The 21,602-nt window shown below is 49.4% G+C and carries 16 protein-coding genes; 11 read left to right on the top strand and 5 right to left on the bottom strand.

The features are described from left to right. Positions 1-37: 37 nt before the first annotated feature. From FYJ52_RS01140 to FYJ52_RS01160, 5 genes are all read right to left on the bottom strand, one after another. Complete coding sequence (locus FYJ52_RS01140) at positions 38-1,840, bottom strand: ASKHA domain-containing protein (RefSeq protein ID WP_154575418.1); 1,803 nt, start codon at positions 1,838-1,840, stop codon at positions 38-40. 115 nt (positions 1,841-1,955) lie between these two features. After that, positions 1,956-4,088, bottom strand: coding sequence for a heavy metal translocating P-type ATPase (locus FYJ52_RS01145; protein ID WP_328598736.1), 2,133 nt, complete (start codon positions 4,086-4,088; stop codon positions 1,956-1,958). A 38-nt stretch (positions 4,089-4,126) separates the two neighbouring features. Continuing rightward, complete coding sequence (locus FYJ52_RS01150; RefSeq protein ID WP_154575419.1) at positions 4,127-4,453, bottom strand: hypothetical protein; 327 nt, start codon at positions 4,451-4,453, stop codon at positions 4,127-4,129. A gap of 197 nt (positions 4,454-4,650) precedes the next feature. Further along, positions 4,651-6,633: a sodium-translocating pyrophosphatase gene (locus FYJ52_RS01155; protein WP_154575420.1), complete on the bottom strand. Its 1,983-nt coding sequence runs from the start codon at positions 6,631-6,633 to the stop codon at positions 4,651-4,653. Positions 6,634-6,790: 157 nt separating this feature from the next. Beyond that, complete coding sequence (locus FYJ52_RS01160) at positions 6,791-8,176, bottom strand: glycine--tRNA ligase (protein ID WP_154575421.1); 1,386 nt, start codon at positions 8,174-8,176, stop codon at positions 6,791-6,793. A 247-nt stretch (positions 8,177-8,423) separates the two neighbouring features. On the opposite strand from FYJ52_RS01160, the gene FYJ52_RS01165 reads away from it, so the two are divergent. The 11 genes from FYJ52_RS01165 to mraY all read left to right on the top strand — a co-directional run bounded on the left by FYJ52_RS01165 (position 8,424) and on the right by mraY (position 21,595). After that, positions 8,424-10,145, top strand: coding sequence for a Na/Pi cotransporter family protein (locus tag FYJ52_RS01165; protein ID WP_154575422.1), 1,722 nt, complete (start codon positions 8,424-8,426; stop codon positions 10,143-10,145). Positions 10,146-10,222: 77 nt separating this feature from the next. After that, a complete protein-coding gene (locus FYJ52_RS01170; protein WP_154575423.1) occupies positions 10,223-11,167 on the top strand; it encodes a P1 family peptidase in 945 nt (314 codons plus the stop codon). A gap of 74 nt (positions 11,168-11,241) precedes the next feature. Next, on the top strand, positions 11,242-12,915 hold the full coding sequence (locus tag FYJ52_RS01175; protein WP_154575424.1) for a formate--tetrahydrofolate ligase: 1,674 nt from the start codon (positions 11,242-11,244) through the stop codon (positions 12,913-12,915). A 2-nt stretch (positions 12,916-12,917) separates the two neighbouring features. Next, entirely contained in the window at positions 12,918-13,763 is an 846-nt protein-coding gene (locus tag FYJ52_RS01180) for a bifunctional 5,10-methylenetetrahydrofolate dehydrogenase/5,10-methenyltetrahydrofolate cyclohydrolase (RefSeq protein WP_154575425.1), read from the top strand. 22 nt (positions 13,764-13,785) lie between these two features. Next, on the top strand, positions 13,786-14,436 hold the full coding sequence (locus FYJ52_RS01185; protein WP_154575426.1) for a cyclodeaminase/cyclohydrolase family protein: 651 nt from the start codon (positions 13,786-13,788) through the stop codon (positions 14,434-14,436). A 14-nt stretch (positions 14,437-14,450) separates the two neighbouring features. Next, positions 14,451-15,197 (top strand): nickel pincer cofactor biosynthesis protein LarB, encoded by a 747-nt coding sequence (larB, locus tag FYJ52_RS01190; protein WP_154575427.1) that lies wholly within the window; start codon positions 14,451-14,453, stop codon positions 15,195-15,197. Positions 15,198-15,317: 120 nt separating this feature from the next. Further along, positions 15,318-16,277 (top strand): 16S rRNA (cytosine(1402)-N(4))-methyltransferase RsmH, encoded by a 960-nt coding sequence (rsmH, locus tag FYJ52_RS01195; protein WP_154575428.1) that lies wholly within the window; start codon positions 15,318-15,320, stop codon positions 16,275-16,277. Between the two features lie 2 nt (positions 16,278-16,279). After that, the gene (locus FYJ52_RS01200) at positions 16,280-16,768 is read left to right on the top strand and encodes a hypothetical protein (RefSeq protein ID WP_154575429.1); all 489 of its coding nucleotides are present in this window, start codon (positions 16,280-16,282) and stop codon (positions 16,766-16,768) included. Between the two features lie 127 nt (positions 16,769-16,895). Continuing rightward, a complete protein-coding gene (locus FYJ52_RS01205; RefSeq protein WP_328598737.1) occupies positions 16,896-19,202 on the top strand; it encodes a penicillin-binding transpeptidase domain-containing protein in 2,307 nt (768 codons plus the stop codon). Positions 19,203-19,226: 24 nt separating this feature from the next. Continuing rightward, entirely contained in the window at positions 19,227-20,588 is a 1,362-nt protein-coding gene (locus FYJ52_RS01210; protein WP_154575431.1) for a UDP-N-acetylmuramoyl-tripeptide--D-alanyl-D-alanine ligase, read from the top strand. Between the two features lie 38 nt (positions 20,589-20,626). Next, on the top strand, positions 20,627-21,595 hold the full coding sequence (gene mraY, locus FYJ52_RS01215) for a phospho-N-acetylmuramoyl-pentapeptide-transferase (protein WP_154575432.1): 969 nt from the start codon (positions 20,627-20,629) through the stop codon (positions 21,593-21,595). Positions 21,596-21,602: the final 7 nt, after the last annotated feature.

A 21,602-nucleotide genomic window follows, 5' to 3' on the forward strand; every position in this document is an offset into this window, starting at 1 on the left:
AAATGCAGCAGATTGATTTTTAATCCGCTGCATTTTTTTATTGGGGAGATAACGTTGTGTTGGCGACGAGATGGGTGTTGAAGTCGGTGTCGTTAGTCAGGTTGATGACGTTGCATTGCATGGCCATCCCTTCGGTTTGCTTTTTGGCGTCAAGGGACAGCAGACAATGGATCGCGCCAGAGCCTGCACCGTTTCCGACCGGGACGATTTTCATCTGTCCGGTGGGGAGGAGACCGATTTTTTGCGCAGAAGGAATTGAAATGTAATTGCCGAAGGCACCAGCGAGATAAATTGTGTCAATATTTGCTAAAGAAACTCCAGCTGCTTTTAAAAGCAGATCGACGGCGGTTTGAATTGCAGCTTTAGCCAATTGGATGGCGCGGATATCTTTCTGTGTAAGGACGATCGCATCCGCGCCGCCGTTTTCTTCAGCAGTCAGCAGCACGAACTGCCGGATTTTGCCGGAGCGGGTCAAACGGGTGCCGTTGGGGTGTGCAGCGGCGGCTTCGTCAGAGATGAAGCTGCCATCGGGCTTTAATAACCCGCTGTCGAGCAGTGCCGCAATGGTGTCGATGACGCCTGAGCCGCAAAGTCCTGTGGCCGGAGGGTCACCAATCATTTGACAGTGAAATTGTTTTGTTCCCGGATCGTAGCTGGTTTTTTCAATTGCGCCTTCCGCTGCGCGCATGCCCATGGTCAGCCCGTCGCCTTCAAGCGCCGGCCCACAGGGTGCGGAGCAGACCGTGTAGTGTCCATTTTGTCCGACAGCGATTTCCGCATTCGTGCCCAAATCAATGACGAGGCGCGTTTCGTTTTGTCGGGGCAATGCCGCGAGCAGCGCGCTGGTGTCCGAGCCGATATAGGAGGCGATCGGCGGCAAGAGCGTCAGCTGAGCGGCCGGGTGAAGGTCGAGGTGCCAGCGGCTGGCCGGCCCTTCGATTGGGGCGTCGATTTGCGAGACAAAGGGCGCTGTGCCGAGGGATTTGGGAGAGACGCCCGCGAGTAGGTGCAGCATCGTCGTGTTGCCGCAGCAGACGACGGAAATAATTTGACGCGCTTTTAAGGCGCCAGCTTTCTGGCAAAGTTCCTGGATTAAATTGGCAAGGGTTTCGCAAATGGCGTCGTTGAGCGCAGCGAGCTTGCCGTCTTCAGCCGCCGCAATGCGGGAGATGACGTCGGCGCCGTAAGCGGCCTGACGGTTTTTTGAAGAGGCGGTCGCATACAAATCACCGCTCTCGAGGTTGTATAGATAACCGACAACAGTAGTGGTGCCGACGTCAAAGGCGGCACCGTATTCGGGAATGCCGCCAATTTCCGGAGTGACGCCGAGCAGTGTGCCGGTTCGGGCGATGAAAGCCGATGGATCCGTTTCGTAAACGGCTGCAATGACGTCGACAATTGGAACGGGATTTTTTCGCACCGCCTCGAAACCGGCAATTAAAATGTCAGGTTCGCCGCAAGTCAAATCGATGGGCAGGACCGCGTTGATGGAACCGAGGAAGGCGTTAGCGTTCTGCAAATTGAGACTTTCAAAACTGACAGGAAAACACCGAACCGGCGGATCCAGTCTCAGCGGGTCAAAGTCGACGTGCCGATCGAGAATCTGCTGGTGAGCTTCGGCGTCAGTTAGAATTTCCATTTCGTCGAAGACAGGATATTGGCAGGCCAGGACTTCCAGCGTGATGCCGTGGTTTTTGATCAGGATTTTACATTGTCCGCAGCGTCCGGTTCCGCCGCAGACCAGATCGAGGGGATGGCCGGCTCTGGCGCAGGCCTCTGCCACAGTTTCACGCGTGTCTAAATATTCAAGATCGAGATGTTCGTTGGGAAAATGAATCATAAATGGGACCCTTTCGTGTGGATTATCGTAAATTGTCTTCAGTTTATCACAAATTGATATAAAAAAATACAGCTCCGTCCCGTTGGGATGAAGCTGTAAAACATCGTGCGGCTGTTTACGCGACAGCTGGCTGAGGCAGCAGAGCGGTGTCCGTTTCGTCTTCTTCAGATGTGGAAAGATCTTGCATATTTCTGAGACACAGCCCGATGGTTGAGGCGTTGTGTAAAACAGCACCGATTCTCGGAACAATCAAACCGCTGATGCCGAAGACCAGGATTGAACCGTTTAAGACATTGCCGATCACGTAAGTCGAATGCATACGCTGCATGAGTTTATCTGAGAGCACGCGCAGGTTTACGAGCTGGTTTAAATCAGAACCGGAGATGGTGACGTCTGCGATTTCCTGGGCGATATCGGCCCCTTCTTTAATGGCGATACCGACGTCGGCGGCGGAGAGGGCTGGCGAGTCGTTAATGCCGTCGCCAATCATAATGACCTTTTCGCCCCGCGATTTGATTTTCTCAACGTAGCGGGCCTTGTCTTCCGGCAAGACTTCGGCATAAAACTCGGTAATGCCGGCCTGTGCGGCAATGGCCTTCGCTGTTTTTTCACTGTCGCCTGTCATCATGACGATGTTTTTAAAGCCGACGGCCTTGAGATCCCGGATAACATCCGGGGTATTTGCCTTTATCGGGTCGGAAATGGCAATCACGGCAACGAGCTTCCCGCCAATCGCCATGTAGAGATGCGAATATTCTGCCGGGATTTCGGCGAGACGTTCACGATCCGATTCGTTTTCAAAGGTGACGCCTTCGTCTTCAAAGACAAAATGATAAGAGCCGATGACTACGCGGTCTTCGCCGATACTCGACGCGATGCCGTGGGCGACGATGTACTCGGCCTTGGTCTTCATGTCGTAATGTTTTAAGCCCTTTTCTTTGGCAGCCCGAACCACAGCATTGGCCAGCGAATGAGGGAATTGTTCCTCCAGACAGGCGGCAATGCGCAACATGTCGTCGGGATCATTTTCGCCGAAGGCGACGATTTCCTGAACGACTGGGGTTGCCCGGGTCAAGGTACCGGTTTTGTCAAAGACGATGGTATCCGCTTCGGAGATGGCTTCGAGGAATTTGCCGCCCTTGACGGTGATGTCGCGTTTGCCGGCTTCGCGCATGGCCGAAAGCACGGCAATGGGCATGGCTACTTCGACAGCACACGAGAAGTCAGCCATCAAGACAGAAGCAGCCTTCATGACGTCGCGGGTCAACACGAAGGCCAGTAACGATGCGCCGAAAGTCCAAGGGACCAGCTGGTCGGCAACAGAGACCGCCTTCATTTGGGTGAGGGCCGCTAGATTTTCGGAGTTCTCGATCATTTTGACAATTTTATCGTACCGGGTTTCACCGGATGAGGAGCGAACCTCGACAATGAGTTCGCCTTCCTCGAGAACAGTCCCGGCGTAGACAATAACTCCGTCGTGTTTGCGGACGGCTAAGGGTTCTCCGGTCAATGCCGCCTGATTGACCATCGCTTCACCGGAAACGACTTTCCCATCAAGAGGAATCATATTGCCCATGGTGACCTTGAAGCGATCGCCGTTGTGCATGTGGTTCAAAGACACTTGGGCAACGCTGCCGTCTTCGCTTACTTTCCAGACCTTTTCAACATTTAACGACAGAGATTGTGCCAAATCATCGACCGATTTTTTATAAGTCCATTCTTCGAGGATATCGCCGATTTCGGTCAGGAAGACGACGGAAGCGGCGGTGTCGAATTCACCGGTCAGAAGCGCTGCTAAAACCGCTGCGGCGTGAATGATTTCCGCAGACATATTTTTCTGGAATAAATCCTTAAGACCGCGCCAGACAAAAGGCACTGCTTGATAAATGGTCACGGCCGTTCTGACAGGGAGGGGCAGGAAGAGCCATTTGCCAACCCGCAGCATCACCTTGTCGAGAATTTTGTTCTTATACATTTCGTTGGTGGCCCGGGCTGAAACGGTAGGGACATTGTCCAAAAGTGTTGGATCGGAAAGATCCATATCTGAAATATAGTCTAATATTGCTGATTCGACGCCGACGTAGCGCACTGTGAGCTGCGCGCTGCGCTGGTACACCTTGACATTTTCGATACCGGGAAGGTCGATGAGTGAGTAGTAGAGCGCATCTGCTTCTGTTTCACTCAAGCGCCGCTGCATCAAATCAAGATGAAATCGATTCGGCGTCCGCTGAATAAGTCGATAAATCAAAACAGCATCCTTTCAATAGTTAAACGGGTTTTAGGCGCTTACGCGTCAGCGTTTTTCTTTTCTTCTTCTACAATTTTGTCATACGCAGGTTTTAACGCTTCGTAATCTGCCTTGATTTTTTCGCGATAATTTTCGTCCTTTTTATTGAAATGTTCTTCTTTGATGATATCCGCTTCGGCAGCAGCGTTGCTGCAGCTGGCCTGGCATTTTTCAAAACCGTCTTTGATGCTGTTGCCTGCAATTTTTGCGCCGGCAATAATGTGGACGCCTGCTGTCTGAGCTGCCTTGCTCTTTAAGAATTTTCCGCCAAAAGCACCCACTAAGATGCCGCCGCCGATTTTTAATATATTAGATTTTACTGACATAATATTGAACCTCCTAGAATTTAAAACATGAATGTATGTTCATTTATTGGTTCTATTATACCCCCATAGGTATATGACGTAAAGGGAAAATACAACACTTTTAATCATTTTTAAAGCGAAATTTGTCAAATTCAGAATAACTAATAGATTTTATAATAAAAAACACAGCCGATTGCTCGGCTGTGAAAAGAAAAAATTTATAACAAACCGCCGATTGAAGCGATGAGCGGTGCAAAAACGAGGGAGACGATGGTCATAAGCTTAATTAAGATATTGATCGACGGACCGGAGGTATCTTTGAACGGATCACCGACTGTGTCTCCGACAACGGCTGCTTTGTGGGCTTCACTGCCTTTGCCGCCGTGAGCGCCGGATTCAATGTATTTTTTGGCGTTATCCCAGGCACCACCGGAATTGGCCATAAAGATCGCTATGGAGACACCTGTAATGAGCGCACCGCAGAGCAGGCCGCCGAGGGCATCCGGACCAAGCAACAGACCGATAACAATGGGAGAGGCGACGGCCATGACACCGGGGACGAGCATCTGTTTCAGCGCAGAATTCGTCGCGATACCGACACAAGTTTTATAGTCAGGGCGGTCCGTCCCTTCAAGAATACCCGGCATTTCGTGAAATTGCCGTCTGACTTCTTCAATCATTTTAAATGCTGCTTTTGAAACAGAAGACATTGTGAAGGCGGAGAACAAGAAGGGCAGCATACCGCCGATGAGCAGGCCGATGGTAACGCGGTTGTTCAAAATATCAATTGCTTTTAAGTGAACGGCTTGAGCGTAGGAGACAAAAAGGGCGAGGGCAGTCAGTGCGGCGGACCCGATCGCAAAGCCTTTCCCCATGGCCGCGGTGGTGTTGCCGACGGCGTCAAGGCGGTCCGTCGTATCCCGGACGGAGTCGTCGAGGTGCGACATTTCTGCGATTCCGCCAGCGTTATCGGCAATCGGGCCGTAGGCGTCGACGGCGACGGTGATGGCGGTGGTCGACAGCATGCCGACAGCAGCGAGCGCAATGCCGTAAAGGCCGGCCGTCTTGTAAGCGATGAAAATCGCAACACAGATCAGCAAAATCGGAAAAGCTGTGGATTTCATTCCGACGGCGATTCCACTGATAACGGTTGTACCGGCGCCGGTTTCGGATTCTTTCGCAATTTCCTGAACCGGTTTATAGTCATCGGAGGTGTAATATTCTGTCAATAGTCCAATGATGACACCGACGACGAGTCCAGAGATAATGGCTGCCGCCTGTCTAAACCCGCCAAAAAACTGTTTGCTGAGCACAAGTGAAATGATGATTATTAATCCGCTGGAAACGTAGGTGCCTGTTTGCAGTGCGCGCTGCGGATTGCTGTCGCGGCTGACGCGAACGATGAGCGTGCCGATAATCGAAGCGAGTAGGCCAAGACCGGCAAGAAGCAGCGGAAAGACGATGCCTTTAAATTGATACAACACAACGCCGAGTGTTAAAGCCGAAACCAATGCACCGACGTAAGATTCGTACAGATCAGCGCCCATTCCGGCGACATCGCCGACATTATCGCCGACGTTGTCTGCGATGACGGCGGGATTGCGTGGATCATCTTCTGGGATGCCGGCTTCGACTTTGCCAACTAAGTCAGCGCCGACGTCAGCCGCTTTGGTGTAGATGCCGCCGCCGACTCGCGCGAAGAGTGCAATTGAGGAGGCGCCGAGGCTGAAACCGGCCAGTACGTCGACATCTTTTGTCAGCAAGTAAATCACACTGACACCGAAAACGCCAAAACCTGCGACACAGAGTCCCATGACAGAGCCACCTGAAAAAGCGACTTTAAGCGCCTGCGACATTCCTTTTTCCTTGGCCGCATTCGTCGTTCTCACGTTTGCCTTTGTCGCGACACTCATGCCGAAGTATCCAGCCAGCGTCGAGAACAAACCGCCGATGATGAAGCTGACCGCAGTGAGCCAGTTCTTGAGAAATATGCCGATTAAGATAAACAAGACGGCCATAAAGATAATCAAGATGCGATATTCGGAGAAAAGAAATGCGTGAGCGCCCTCGCTGATTGCGGAGGCGATTTCTTTCATGCGCGCGCTGCCAGGGTCTTGTCTGCTGATCCATACGGCGTAGCAGAGCGCGACTATTAATGCAATCAGGCCAATAATAGGAATGAAAAGTAGATAATGTGACATTAAAAAGCCTCCTTCCATACAAAAAAATATAGAATTATTATATTACGATTACATTTATAATTCAGCTACATTATAACACCTTTTCCGGAAAAGTAAACAGCAAAATAAGAAAAAAGCCCATCGAAAAAATTTTCGATGGGCGGAAGTAAAATCGTACTTAAAATTTAATACGTTCTTCGATGTAATTTTTAACTTGGTCGATGGGCATTCTGACTTGTTCCATGGTGTCGCGGTCGCGAACGGTGACGGACTGATCTTCCTGAGTGTCGAAGTCAACGGTAATGCAGAACGGTGTACCGATCTCGTCCTGGCGGCGGTAGCGTTTGCCGATGCTGCCGGTCTGATCGTAATCGACGTTGAAAGACTGGGCGAGATCAGCGTACACGGCTTCAGCCTGGTCAGAGAGCTTTTTCGAAAGTGGCAGAACGGCGGCCTTGTAGGCGGACAGGAAAGGATGGATTTTCATGACAGTTCGGGTATCGCCGTTTTCCAGCTCCTCGTGCTGCAGGGCATCGCAGAGAAAAGCGAGGAACATGCGGTCAGCACCGAGTGACGGTTCAATGACGTACGGAATGTATTTTTCATGAGTCACGGGATCCTGATAGCGCATGTCTTTGCCGGACACGTTTTGATGTTGGGTTAAATCAAAGTCGGTGCGGTCAGCGATGCCCCAGAGTTCGCCCCACCCAAAGGGGAATTTGTATTCCACATCGGTCGTCGCGTTGGAATAATGGGAGAGTTCCTCCGGAGAGTGATCGCGGAAACGCAGATTTTCGCTTGTCATGCCGAGGTCTGCAAGCCATTTTTTGCATTGATCCTTCCAGTAAGCGAACCATTCCAAGTCGGTGCCCGGTTCGCAGAAAAATTCCAATTCCATTTGTTCAAATTCTCGGGTTCTGAAGATGAAGTTGCCCGGGGTGATTTCATTTCTAAAGGATTTACCGATCTGGCCAATCCCAAAGGGGACGCGCTTGCGCGTGGTCCGCTGAACATTTTTGAAATTGACGAAAATCCCCTGGGCAGTTTCTGGTCTCAGATAAAGCTGAGAAGTGGAATCTTCTGTAACGCCCTGGAAGGTTTTAAACATCAAATTGAATTGACGGATTTCGGTGAAATCAGATTTTCCGCATTCTGGACATGGGATTTCTTTTTCTTTAATGAAAGCTTCCATTTTTTCGTTGGACCAACCGTCAACGACGACTTCTTCACCGTGTGCTTTGAAATAATCTTCGATGAGTTTATCCGCACGGAAACGGGACTTGCAGTGTTTACAGTCCATCAGCGGGTCATTGAACCCACCGACGTGACCTGAAGCGACCCAGGTTTTCGGGTTCATCAGAATGGCGGCATCCAGGCCGACGTTATAAGGCGACTGCTGGACGAATTTCTGCCACCAGGCACGTTTGACGTTGTTTTTCATTTCGACGCCAATTGGGCCATAGTCCCAACTGTTGGCGAGCCCATCGTATATTTCCGAACCTGGAAAAACGATGCCGCGCATTTTGGCAAGACTGACGATTTCGTTCATTGTGAACTGCGACATGTGTAATCCTCCTGATTTTTACAATACATAATTTTTTAATATTTTATCATACTTGTTCTTTTTCCGCAGTTTTATTTTAGAAAATAAAATGGAAATGCGTTGAATCAATTTTAAAATTGTGTTAAATTATCCACGGCTTTTCTAAAAGAATTTACATGATGTTTATATAGATTTTACGGATTGACCATGATAAAATAATAAGAAATTAAATATAGCTGGTATTTCATAAGAGAACTAAGGAGATTGTATGGGAATTCAGATCATTATAGGCTTAATCGGTGGGTTAGGTCTGTTTATTTATGGTATGCAGATCATGAGCAACAGCCTGAAGGTTGTTGCGGGTGACAGAATGAAGCGCTTGCTCGAGGTTTTAACGAGCAACCGTCTAAAAGCCATCATTTGCGGGATCGTCGTTACCATTATGGTTCAGAGCTCGAGTACGACGACGGTCATGGTCGTCGGTTTTGTCAACGCTTCGTTGATGAACTTGACGCAGGCGGCTGGCATCATTCTGGGCGCGAATATCGGGACAACGGTGATGGCTCAGCTGATTGCCTTTAATGTTGATGCGATCGCGCCGATATTGATTGGGATCGGCACCGTGATGTCGGTGTTTGGAAAGAAAAAGAAAACCCGGGATATTGGTACCATTTTATTGGGAATCGGGATCCTTTTCTTCGGGATTTCGACCATGAGTACGACCATGGAACCGCTTAAGGACAATCCGGTTTTTAAGAGCTGGCTGATTACTTACGGGCGCAACCCGCTGTTAGGTCTTTTGATCGGTACAGTAATTACCGGCATTATGCAGAGCTCAGGTGCGACACTAGCCATGCTCCAGGCGCTGGCGATATCTGGTATTTTCGCAGATGTATCTGGAACAGCGGCCATTCAAATTTGTATTCCCATGATGATCGGCACCAACATCGGGACCTGTGTAACGGCATTACTGTCGAGTATCGGGACCTCTAAAGCAGCTAAAAACGCGGCCATCATCCATTTGAGCGTGAATATTTTCGGCGCAATTTGGGTCATGGCACTGCTTGGAATATTTAATGCGGTCCTGCCGGTTAATCCGGTTTATCAATTCCTGGTTGATATTTCAGGAACAATGAAAACTGCCAGCGGCAAAGTGATTCCCAATGTTGCCAGACAAATCGCCATGTCGCACACCTTCTTTAATGTGGCTAATATGTTTGTGATGCTGCCTTTCATTGACAAGCTTGTGCACTTCCTTGAAACGCACGTCAAAGACGATGAAGAAGAAAGCGACCGTGGTCTTCAGCTGGATGACCGCCTGCTCAACAACCCGGCTGTTGCCATTGGCCAGCTTGGCAAGGAATTGGTCCACATGGCTGGAATGGCTGAAAAGAATTTGAAGCTTGCGGGTAAAGCCCTGGTTGAAGGCGACGAAAAGGCGATAGAAAAAGTGTACCAGCGCGAAGAACGGATCGACGAACACGAAAAAGGCATTATTGATTTCGTCATTCGTCTTTCGAATTTGAACGTCTCTCAGGAAGAAAACGATCGTTTGGCCAGTTATCTGCAGATCGCCCATGACATCGAAAGAATTGGCGATCACGCCGAAAATATCGTCGAATTGGCAGAAAATAAAATTGAAAAAGATGTCGAAATGACAGACGAGGCGCGCAACGAACTTCTGGAATTGCTCGACTTGACTTATTCGATTGTCAAACATATCAGAGAAGCACTGGAAAGCGAAGACGATGCAATATGCATGAAGATCTACGAAGAAGAAGAACGTTCTGATGATCTGACCGACGAATACAAAGATCGTCACATTAAACGTCTGTCGGAAGGTGCGTGTCAGGCGAATTCTTCTGCAATCTATTTTGACTTGCTCGTCGATTTGGAACGTGTTGGCGACCACGCCGCGAATATTGCCGAACACATTCAAAGTCTGCATCCGAGAAAGCAGATTAATGAATTACAAGGTGTTGTACATTAATGATTTAAGCAGCTTCGGCTGCTTTTTTTGTTAGAATCAAAAAAACGAAAAAGACTTAAAAGTAGAGGAGCATAAACATGCAGATCGATGGATTTTTAATTGGAACAACAGAAAATAAAACGGCCGGAACGGGTGTAACCACTTTGATCTGTCCGGATGGTGCCTCGGCGGGTGTAGACGTTCGAGGCGGTGGACCGGCGACGCGCGAGACGGATTTGTTAAAGCCGGAAAATACCGTGCAGGCGATTCACAGTGTGACCTTGTCCGGTGGCAGTGCCTTTGGCCTCACGGCGGCTTCAGGTGTGATGGCGGTTCTTGAAGAAAAGGGCATTGGCTTTGAAACGGGATACGGCAAGGTGCCGATCGTCTGCGGTGCGTCATTATTTGATCTGCCAGTTGGCAACGGCAAAATCAGACCGGATATCACCATGGGACGAGCCGCGGCTGAAAACGCCTTTAAAGGGCAGAACGTCCTGTCGGGCAATGTCGGCGCGGGTACCGGCGCAACCGTCGGCAAGTATAGGGGAGCAGCCCGCATGATGAAAAGCGGGCAGGGCATGAGCATGACCGCTTTTGGCGATCTTCAAATCGGCGCGGTTGTGGCTGTCAATGCCCTTGGTGATGTATACGATGGCGAAAAAAAAATAGCGGGGCTGCTTGATGAATCGGGCGAAGGCTTCGGCAAGACGACTTATGAGGAAATGCTCGAGGATGTTAAGCACGACCACCCGATTTTTCCAGGGAATACGACGATTGCCTGTATTCTGACAAACGCAAAGTTAAGTAAGGCGCAGTGCCTGAAAATTGCGTCGATCGCTCACGACGGCTACGCCAGGGCAATTTCGCCGGTGCACACGTCCGGTGATGGCGACACGATTTTTGTCATGGCTTCAGGGAAGATAGAAGGAGATTTTGACGCCATTGCGGCGGTTGCGGCGGAACAAATTCGGTTGGCCATTCTGGACGGTGTACGCTCAGCGACGCCCCTCTTCGGCCTAAAAACTGCCAGTGAATTAAATTGACACCGCTTACTTACGATGATAGACTTAATCATAAGTATTCATTCGAAAACGACTAAAACGAAACGGAGGACGATATGAAAAATAAATCAGATATTGAAATTGCGCAAAGCTGTACGCCAAAACCGATCAGTGAAATTGCAGAGGCACTGAACATCGAACCGAAATACGTCGAACAGTACGGACCGATCAAGGCGAAAATCGACTACAATTATTTGACAGACCACCCGGCCGAAGACGGCAAATTAATTCTTGTGACGGCGATTAATCCGACCCCGGCCGGCGAAGGCAAGACGACGACGACGATTGGTCTCGCAGACGGCATGAAGAAAATCGGAAAGAATGTCGTGGTCGCCCTTCGGGAACCCTCCCTTGGGCCGGTATTCGGCATTAAAGGCGGCGCGGCCGGCGGCGGCTACGCCCAGGTCATCCCAATGGAAGACATCAACCTTCACTTTACGGGGGATTTTCACGCGATCGGCGCGGCAAACAACTTGCTGGCAGCGATGATCGACAATCACATTCACCAAGGAAATGAACTGAACATTGACCCGCGTAAGATCACTTGGAAGCGCGCAGTGGACATGAACGACCGCCAGCTGAGAAACATTGTCGATGGCCTTGGCGGTAAAAAGAACGGTGTGCCGCGGGAAGACGGTTTCGATATTACCGTCGCTTCAGAAATTATGGCAGTGCTCTGTCTGGCAACGTCGATTCCAGATTTAAAGGCGCGTCTGGGCCGGATGATTATCGGCTACACCCGCGACGACAAACCGGTTACCGCGGCGGATCTGAAGGCACAGGGCGCGATGACAGCCCTCTTAAAAGATGCCCTCAAGCCGAATTTGGTGCAGTCGCTCGAAGGAACGCCGGCCTTTATTCACGGCGGCCCATTTGCCAATATTGCTCACGGCTGCAACAGTGTTATGGCGACGCGAATGGCCATGAATTTAGGAGATTACGCGATTACAGAAGCCGGATTCGGCGCGGATCTCGGTGCTGAAAAATTCTTTGACATCAAATGCCGCGCGGCTGGCCTCAATCCAAGCGCTGTAGTGGTTGTCGCAACCGTTCGCGCTCTGAAACATCACGGCGGTGTTGCGGTCAAAGACCTTAACGAAGAAAACCTCGACGCGCTCAAAAAAGGCCTGCCCAATTTGCTTCAGCACGTAGCGAATATTAAGGACGTCTATCATTTGCCTTGCGTGGTGGCGATCAATGCCTTCCCGACGGATACGAAAGCAGAGCTGGATTTAGTCGAAGCAGAATGCAAAAAACTCGGCGTCAACGCGGTCTTATCCGAAGTTTGGGCCAAAGGCGGAGAAGGTGGCGTCGCGCTAGCCAAAGAAGTGGTTAAGCTTTGCGAAGAACCCAATGATTTTTCATTCGCCTACGATATCAACGATTCGATTGAAGGCAAACTCGATGCCATTGCCAAGAATGTCTATCACGCAGACGGCGTTGATTTAACAACAGATGCCCGTCAGCAGATGGAACAGCTCGAATCCCTCGGCTTTTCCAATTTGCCGATTTGTATGGCGAAAACCCAGTATTCATTTTCTGACGACGCGTCCCTGCTCGGCGCACCCAAAGGTTTCAACATTACCGTCCGCAATCTCAAGGTCTCTTCTGGCGCCGGCTTTATTGTTGCGCTGACCGGCGACATCATGACGATGCCAGGGCTTCCGAAAGTGCCGGCTGCAGAAAACATCGATGTCGATGAAACAGGGAAAATCACAGGATTGTTCTAAATATGGCGATTGAGTACACAGCAAAAGCGGTTAACGCCGGTATTCAAGACGGTTGGCGGGGAGATTTAAAAGCCCTCGCTGACCGCGGTATTCAGCCTACATTAGCGACCGTGCGTCTGGGGCACAAGGGTGCGGACATTTCCTACGAAAAGGGCGCTACAAAAAAGATGCAGCAGTTTGGAATCGGTGTTAAAAACATCGTGATGGACCCGCCGCCATCAGAAGAGGCGGTGATCGCGCAGATCGAAGCGCTTAATAGCGACCCATCCGTTCATGGGATACTGCTCTTTCAGCCGCTGCCGGAGGGCTACGATGACAAATGTGTGATTCAGGCGATCGATCCGAAAAAAGATGTGGACGGTGCAACCGATCAGAATCTGGCGGACACTTTGTCCGGCAGATTAGATGGTTTTGCGTACTGCGCACCGGAGGCCGTGATGGCACTGCTCGACCATTATCATATCGATGTGTACGGCAAGCGTGTGGTCATTATTGGATGCGGCATCGTTGTGGGGCGCCCCTTGGCGAGTATGCTACTCAAACGGCGCGCGACGGTGACGATGTGTAATACCGGGACACAGGATTTGGCAGGTGTCGCCAGAGGGGCGGACATTCTCATCGCAGCGACGGGCCGCGTCCACATGATCACGAAAGATTTTGTTAGCCCCGGGCAGATCGTGATCGACGTGGGGACGACGTTCCAAGACGGCAAATTATACGGCGATGTGGACCTCGAAGAGGTGGCGCCGGTTGTCGATGCGGTGACACCGACACCGGGCGGAGTCAGCGGGATCACGTCGACGATTTTGGCGAAACACGTCATTACTGCGGCAAAAAAATTAAATTGAGCTTGACGATTGGAGAACGTTTTTGTCAGAAAAAAAAGATTTAATTCAGAGAAGCTGTACGTCTTTTGCAGAAGTTTTAGCTTCAAAATCAGCGGTTCCCGGCGGTGGCGGCGCGGCAGCGCTGGTTGGCGCCCTCGGGTCTGCCCTCGGCATGATGTACTTGAATTTAAGCATTGGCAAAAAGAAATACGCGCAGTATGAAGCCGATTTCCAGAAAAAAGTTGAAGACCTCGATCTTATTAAAGATCAACTGCTTCGCTGTGTCGATGAGGATGCAGCGGCTTTTAGACCTTTAGCTAAGGCGTACAGTATGCCAAAGGACACGGAGACTGAGCGGAAACGCTACCTGGAAACTTTGGAAGCAGCGTTGTACATGGCGTGCAGTGTTCCGGAAAAAATTATGGATCTGTGTGAAGAAGCACTGGATGCGATTGAAGCGGTCGCTGGGAAGGGCAGTGAGTTGGCGAAAAGTGACGCGGCGGCTGCAGCGATGCTTTGCATGTCGGCGATCAATGCCGCACACTTGAATGTGCTGATCAATACGACCAGCATGTCGAACCGTGCGGAAGCGGAAGCCATCACAGCGCGCTGTGACAGCAAATTGATGCGCAATAATATCCGCGCGTCGGAATTGATTGACACACTTCGAGACGAAATCAGACAGTCCGAATAAAGAAAAGGAAACCGATGGATCAAAAAGAAGTTTATCACCTTCTTGAACAGGTAAAATCTGGAGAAGTATCGATTGATCAGGCGATTCTGGATTTAAAGGAAGCACCGTATCAAGATATTGGTTACGCGAAAATTGACACGCACCGGGGCCTAAGGCAGGGGATCCCAGAGGTGATTTATGGCGCGGGCAAGACAGCCGACCAAATTATCGGGATCGTCAAAGAAATGACAGCACATCATCAGAAACATATCATGATTACGAGGGTCAGCCCGGAAAAAGCCGTGCACATCGGAGACAAAGTCCCGATGATTTATCACAAATTGGCTCGATTTGGCCAGATTGGTGAGATGCCAGAAAAATCCGGTAAGGGGCGTATATTGGTCGTTACCGGCGGCACCAGCGATCTGCCGGTTTCCGAAGAGGCGGCATTAACTGCCGAAATGCTTGGCAATACGGTGGACCGGCTCTACGACGTTGGTGTTTCCGGCCTGCATCGCCTCCTCGATCATCTTGACAGCATTATGAACGCGCGGGTCATTGTGGCCGCAGCTGGCATGGAGGGGGCCCTCGCCAGTGTCGTCGGCGGGCTGGCAGATTGTCCGGTGATCGCCGTTCCGACGTCAGTCGGATACGGCGCCTCGTTCGGTGGATTATCGGCGCTCTTGTCGATGCTTAATTCCTGTGCAAGCGGTGTGAGTGTTGTGAATATCGACAATGGTTTTGGCGCCGGTTATTTGGCCAGTATGATCAATCATATATAATGCGAGAATAAATCTTAAAAGCCGTAATTCTAAACTTTACGGCTTTTTATTTTTGCATTAAAATAAGGTAGCCATAAATCTATGGTATAATATTTTAATCATTTCAAATTGGAGCTCAAGATGAAATCAAATGACAAACATATCAGCGTATTGCTCAACGAAACCATCGACGCCTTAAATGTTAAGCCTGATGGCTGTTACGTCGACTGTACTTTAGGCGGCGGCGGGCACTCTGAGCAGATCGTCAAGCGTTTGTCTGATCAGGGCCGTCTGATCGGCATCGATCAAGACGATTACGCTATCGCCAGAGCCGGGGCGCGCCTTTCGGATTATCCGTGCCGGAAGGATTTTGTTCGAGATAATTTTTCCCATCTTCCCGATATTCTCGATGCGCTTCAAATTTCAGCTGTGGATGGTGTTGTCTTTGACCTCGGCGTTTCATCTTTTCAATTTGATCAGCCCGAACGCGGCTTTTCCTATCATCACGATGGCCTCCTCGACATGCGGATGGATCGGCAGCAGGAGCTGAGAGCTGCAGATGTGGTCAACACCTATTCAGAGCAGGCGTTGAAACAAGTGATCTTAGAATACGGAGAAGATAAATTCGCTGGCCGAATTGCACGGGCGATTGTCAGCCGGCGGCAGAGGCAGCCGTTTACACGGACGTTGGATTTAGCCGATGTGATTCGTGAGGCTTATCCTGAAAAGTTTAGACGGAAAGGACATCCGGCCAAGAAAACCTTTCAGGCGCTGCGCATCGAAGTCAACGGGGAGCTGCGAATTTTGACACAGGCTGTCAAAAATGCGATCGCGCGAACGAAGCCGGGTGGGCGAATCTGTGTCATCACCTTTCACTCGCTGGAAGACCGTCAGATCAAGCAGTTGTTTAATGAACAAGCCGACCCTTGTATTTGTCCACCGGAATTTCCAGTGTGCGTCTGCGGCAGAAAACCGACGATAAAAAAAATAACGCGCAAGCCCATCGCCCCTTCAAAAGAAGAACTGCAGGATAACAGACGGGCAAGAAGTGCCAAGCTCAGGGTTGCGGAACGCTTGAAATGTGAAGAAACCGAAGGATAAATATGCCAAACGCGAATCAAAGTCATTCGAAAACGTCTCGATCAAAAAGTCGAGGAACATCATCTCAGAAAGAAAAACAACAGACAAAATCAGCAGATGCGTCGAAACGGCGCAGGCGATCAAAAAAAAGGCAGCGTTCAAGGAAAAGGCTCAGGCCAGACGTTCTGATCATTATTGTTTTTTTTGCCATTGCCTTTGGGGCGCTGGTCCAGCAGGCGGCTATTCTGAGACTCGATCGACAGATCAGTAATCTTCAAAGTCAGGTCAATACCCAGAAATCCCTCAATGATTCAAAAGAGGGGAAAATTGTCAGTTCGCACAATCTCGCGAAAATTGAGAAAAAAGCGCGCAGTTACGGCATGCGCGAACCGAGTGCAGATCAGTATGTGTACATGGTCCCCAAACATCAGCAAAAACAGAAAACAAATTTCGATTATTTAATCGACTGGTTTAAGGCAAATCTTTCAAAATATGGAATCCTCAAGAAATAAAAAAAACACACACAAATCAAAAAAAAGTTTCCAAAAACCAATGACTTCATCTGCGAGGCGCCGGCGTCTTCAAAATAGACGTGTCGCTTTTATTTTGGTTGTATTTTTCATTCTCGCGGTGATCATTGTGGGAAAACTGGTTTATCTGCAGGTGATTGACTCGTCAGATCAATATGCCAGACAGGTCGACCAAGTCGTTGATCAAGTTCAGGTACAGGCTTCCCGCGGCAACATCTATGACCGCAACATGAATATTTTGGCTCAAAATTCGTCGGCGAAGGCAGTTTATATCATTCCCGCGGAAATCACGGATGAGGATAAGCTGGTGGATGAACTTTCCAAGCAGTTAAACATTAAGCCGCAAAGCTTGAGAAAAAAGGCTGAGCAGCTTGAAAATGATTATGTCATTGTGAAAAACAGTGTCTCGGAGAGCCAGGGCAGGCGCGCGCATGCCCTCGAGCCTAAAGGTTTGAAGTATCGCGACGGCACACTTTACGCTTATCCAAACAAAATTGATGATGCGAAAGGCACGGCGAGATCGTTGGCGGCGATTTTTGACAACCTGTCTTATAAAACAGCCCTTGGCTATCTGACAGAGAAAGAAAATTCAGCGATACTCATTAAAAGCCAAGTGGATAATTCGTTGGCAAACAAAATTCTTAAGGATATGACTGTAAAGAAAAACGGTGAGGTTCAGTCGACGAATGGGGTTGAACTCATCGACGACAGCCGCCGTTATTACACCAACGGAAATTTTGCTTCTTATATTCTGGGGTTCACCAATCAAAACTATCAAGGGGTCAATGGGGTCGAAAGCACTTATAATAGTTGGCTTTCGGGTCAGAATGGGTTGGCCTATCTTCAAAAAGACGCGTCAGGCAATACGTTGCCGTCATTGACAAAGGTCGTAAAGCAGCCCAAAAAGGGAAAAGATCTGGTTCTGACCATTGACAGTAACATTCAGATCATGGCCGAAAAAGCCCTGAATGAATCGATCAAGGAATGGAAGGCCAAGCGCGGCACCGCCATCGTTATGGATGTTGACACAGGTGAAATCCTTGCGATGGCAACTAAGCCGGATTACAATTTAAACGACCCTTACAGCTTGAATAAGGCCTACGCGAAACACTACAGTAAGCAGCTTGAAGGCAAGTCGAATGCGGATAAGCTGAATTTAATGTGGAGCAATCCGGCTGTTAGTTTCACCTATGAACCGGGCTCGACTTTTAAGCCGATCACGGCCTCGTCTGCTTTTGAAGAAGGCGCGATCTCGCCGTCAGATAAAGTGGTGTGCAACGGGTCGATTAATATCGACGGTGTAACGGTCAATTGTACGGCGACGCACGGCGTGCAGACTGCAGCAGAAGCCGTATCGAATTCGTGCAATCCAGGATTAGTGCAGATCATTCAAAAACTGGATCCAACTTTGTTTTACCGCTACGCTTACGACTACGGATTCGGAAAAACGACAGGGATCGAATTGCCGGGTGAAGAAGCTGGGGTGATGACCCGCGTGTTTAAATCGGGCAATGCCATTAATTTGCTTGATTATTCTAACTTATCTTTTGGACAAGGATTGATGACCACACCGATTCAATTGCTCAGTGCGTTGAACAGCGTCATCAACAATGGATATTATATGCGCCCGACGGTGATCTCATCTAAAAATAAAAACATCAGTTCCAACGCGTCGACAAGCGCGTCAAAACAGATTATTTCCAAGGCGACGTCAAAAGAAATGCGGCAGATTATGGAAAAAGTTGTGACAAATAATCCGGAGCTTGCGGCATTGGCGGGGGATTACAGCATCGGCGGCAAGACGGGAACGGCGCAAAAAGTTGAAAACGGTGAATACTCCCACACAAAACACGTCACGTCATTTTTTGGCTTTACACCGGTAAAAGATCCAAAATACGCAGTGTTAGTGGTCATCGATGAAGCACAGAACGGCGCCTCCGGCGCGCAGTCTGCAGCGCCGGCAGCGATCAAAATCCTGCAGCAGACGTCAGATTATATGAACCCGAGCAGTAAATCATCGACGAAGATGACGAAAAACACAGTAACGGTTCCGGATGTGACAGGACAGGAATTGGATTTTGCAAAACAAATTCTCAAGGAAAAGGGGATTCGTTATAAAGTTGATGACAGTGCGGGCGGAAGTGTTGTTACAGCTCAGAGCTTGAAAGCCAAATCGACGTACAAGAACAGTCAAACAATGGTTTTAGTTACGGGCAAGAGCGCGGACGATACCAACGCGAAGGTGAGTGTCCCCGATCTAACCGGCATGAACATTCAGGAAGCGAATGAAATGCTGACAGGACTGGGGTTGAAAATTAAAGTCAAAGGCTCAGGTTTTGCGACGAGTCAAAACCCGAAAGCGGGAACAAAGCTCAAACGCCATTCGACAGTCACAGTAACTTTTAAACAGAAATAAACATGAGGAAAGAAGGAGCGTATAATGGGATTTAGACCATGGACGGCAGAAGAAACAGCGCAGATTGTAGGCGGGGAAATAACAAAAGGCAGCGGAACACAGCTGGTTAACGGTGTGGTGATCGACAGCCGAATTGTGAAACCCGGCGATCTTTATGTGCCAATTATCGGAGAAAATAACGACGGCCACCGTTTCATTGAAGCAGCTTGTGCAGGCGGTGCGTCGACGTATTTGTGTGATGTGGATCATCAGAATCAGTACAGTGCGGTGGATGCTGTCAAGATTGTCGTGCCCTCAACAATGGAAGCGCTCAGACAATTAGCGGCGGCCAACCGCGCGCGGTATGACATTCCAGTTGTCGCCGTGACCGGCTCTGCCGGCAAAACGACGACGAAGGATTTGATTGCCTCCGTACTTGGCGTGAAGAAAAATGTGATGAAGACGCAGGGAAATTTCAACAACGAGATCGGTGTGCCGCTGACGCTTTTCCAACTGACACCTGAACACGAAGCCGCTGTTGTCGAAATGGGGATGAACCATTTAAAGGAAATTCACCGTTCGATTTTTGAAGTAAAGCCACACATCGGCGTCATCACCAATATTGGTTCGGCGCATCTTGAAAATCTCGGGTCGAAAGACAATACCCTCAAAGCAAAAAAAGAGATTTTTGAGACCATGGGACCGGACGATATTGCATTGGTGAACGGTGATGATCCTTATCTGCGCAAGGTCGTGCCTGATCCCTACCGCGTGATGCGTGTCGGGATTCACCAGGCAGATGTAGATTTCCTCGCAGAAAACATCGAACAGGACGCAGCCGGATCAACTTTTACCGTTGGCAATAGTCTGTACCATTTTAGATATCCGGGCGAACATAATATTTATAATTGTTTGATGGCGATCGGCGTTGGATTGATCTGCGGTTATACGCCAGAGGAGATTCAGGCGGGGCTTGACGCTTTTGAGCCGAGTGGCAATCGGATGAAGCGGGAAGAGATCGCGGGGCTTCACGTGATCGACGATTCGTACAATGCTAATCCGGAATCGGTCAAAGCGGCGCTGAATACCATCTCAGCTCAGGCAGATAGCCGCGTTATCGCCGTTTTAGGCGATATGCTCGAAATTGGAAAGGACAGCGAGGCGAAACACCGGGAAACAGGTGCGTATGCGGCGACAAAAGCAGCTGTTGTTATTGCTGTCGGCCCCCTTTCAGAACATACGGCACAGGGCGCAGAAAATAACGGTGCTGAGGTTTACCGAGCGGAGAACGTCGAGGCGGCAGCCGAAATTTTAAAGGCTGTATCTAAACCGGGAGACACTGTTTTGCTGAAAGCTTCTCACAGTATGCATATCGGCAGCGTCGCCGATCAGTTAAAATCGCATTAAAACCCGCTAGACTAAAGGATAAGGAGTAAATTTAAATTATGGAAAGCATACACGCTGCGTTTGTTTCATTGATTATCAGTTTTGTACTGGTCTGGATCGGCACAAAATTATTTCTGCCGGTTCTGCATAAGCTCAACTTTGGCCAGGCGATCCGCGAAGAAGGTCCGAAAAGCCATCAAAAAAAATCGGGCACGCCGACAATGGGCGGCATAGTGATTCAAGGCGGCATTTTAATCGCAATGATCGTCTTTACGTTTATTGTTGGGAAGGATCTGCTGTTCCCGCTGATCGGTATGATCGCCTTTGGTGCAATCGGGTTTATCGACGATTTTATTAAGGTAACAGCCCATCATAATTTAGGGTTGCGCGCTTGGCAGAAGCTGGTGCTCCAGATTGCCGCGGCGGTTGTCATTGCGATTTACGCCGGGACAAATCCTGATATCGGCACGCAGCTGGTGATTCCTTTCAGCCACAAACTCATCGATTTGGGGTGGGGATTTTATCCCTTTACAGTATTTGTCATCGTAGCGGTGACTAATGCAGTAAATTTGACGGACGGACTTGACGGACTTTGCGCCGGTGTGACGGCTTTCGTCATGATTTTCTTCATGACGGCGGCCATTACAGTGAAGGATCCAGAAATTGCAGCCTTTGCCGGAGCAGTCGTAGGCGGCTGTTTTGGATTTTTACGCTGGAATTCCAATCCAGCAGATATTTTTATGGGAGATACCGGCTCCCTCGCGTTGGGTGCGGCGGTTGCCGTGACGGCCATTACTTTAAGACTTCAGATCTTTATTCTGATTGCAGGCTTCATTTATTTCCTTGAAGCCCTTTCAGTGATCATGCAGGTCACGTATTTTAAGGCAACGCACGGTAAACGGATCTTCAAAATGACGCCGATCCATCATCATTTTGAACTGTCAGGATGGAGCGAACCCCGCGTTGTGACGGTGTTCTGGATTGTGACAGTCATTTGCGTCAGCGTTGCTATGCTGGCCATTTTCTAAAATCAAA

Source organism: Pseudoramibacter porci (assembly GCF_009696145.1).
GTDB lineage: Bacteria > Bacillota > Clostridia > Eubacteriales > Eubacteriaceae > Pseudoramibacter > Pseudoramibacter porci.

Coding starts and splice junctions, on each gene's coding strand:
- FYJ52_RS01140 (WP_154575418.1), bottom strand. CDS start 1,840: ATGATTCATTTTCCCAACGAACATCTCGATCTTGAATATTTAGACACG.
- FYJ52_RS01150 (WP_154575419.1), bottom strand. CDS start 4,453: ATGTCAGTAAAATCTAATATATTAAAAATCGGCGGCGGCATCTTAGTG.
- FYJ52_RS01155 (WP_154575420.1), bottom strand. CDS start 6,633: ATGTCACATTATCTACTTTTCATTCCTATTATTGGCCTGATTGCATTA.
- FYJ52_RS01160 (WP_154575421.1), bottom strand. CDS start 8,176: ATGTCGCAGTTCACAATGAACGAAATCGTCAGTCTTGCCAAAATGCGC.
- FYJ52_RS01165 (WP_154575422.1), top strand. CDS start 8,424: ATGGGAATTCAGATCATTATAGGCTTAATCGGTGGGTTAGGTCTGTTT.
- FYJ52_RS01170 (WP_154575423.1), top strand. CDS start 10,223: ATGCAGATCGATGGATTTTTAATTGGAACAACAGAAAATAAAACGGCC.
- FYJ52_RS01175 (WP_154575424.1), top strand. CDS start 11,242: ATGAAAAATAAATCAGATATTGAAATTGCGCAAAGCTGTACGCCAAAA.
- FYJ52_RS01180 (WP_154575425.1), top strand. CDS start 12,918: ATGGCGATTGAGTACACAGCAAAAGCGGTTAACGCCGGTATTCAAGAC.
- larB (WP_154575427.1), top strand. CDS start 14,451: ATGGATCAAAAAGAAGTTTATCACCTTCTTGAACAGGTAAAATCTGGA.
- rsmH (WP_154575428.1), top strand. CDS start 15,318: ATGAAATCAAATGACAAACATATCAGCGTATTGCTCAACGAAACCATC.
- FYJ52_RS01200 (WP_154575429.1), top strand. CDS start 16,280: ATGCCAAACGCGAATCAAAGTCATTCGAAAACGTCTCGATCAAAAAGT.
- FYJ52_RS01210 (WP_154575431.1), top strand. CDS start 19,227: ATGGGATTTAGACCATGGACGGCAGAAGAAACAGCGCAGATTGTAGGC.
- mraY (WP_154575432.1), top strand. CDS start 20,627: ATGGAAAGCATACACGCTGCGTTTGTTTCATTGATTATCAGTTTTGTA.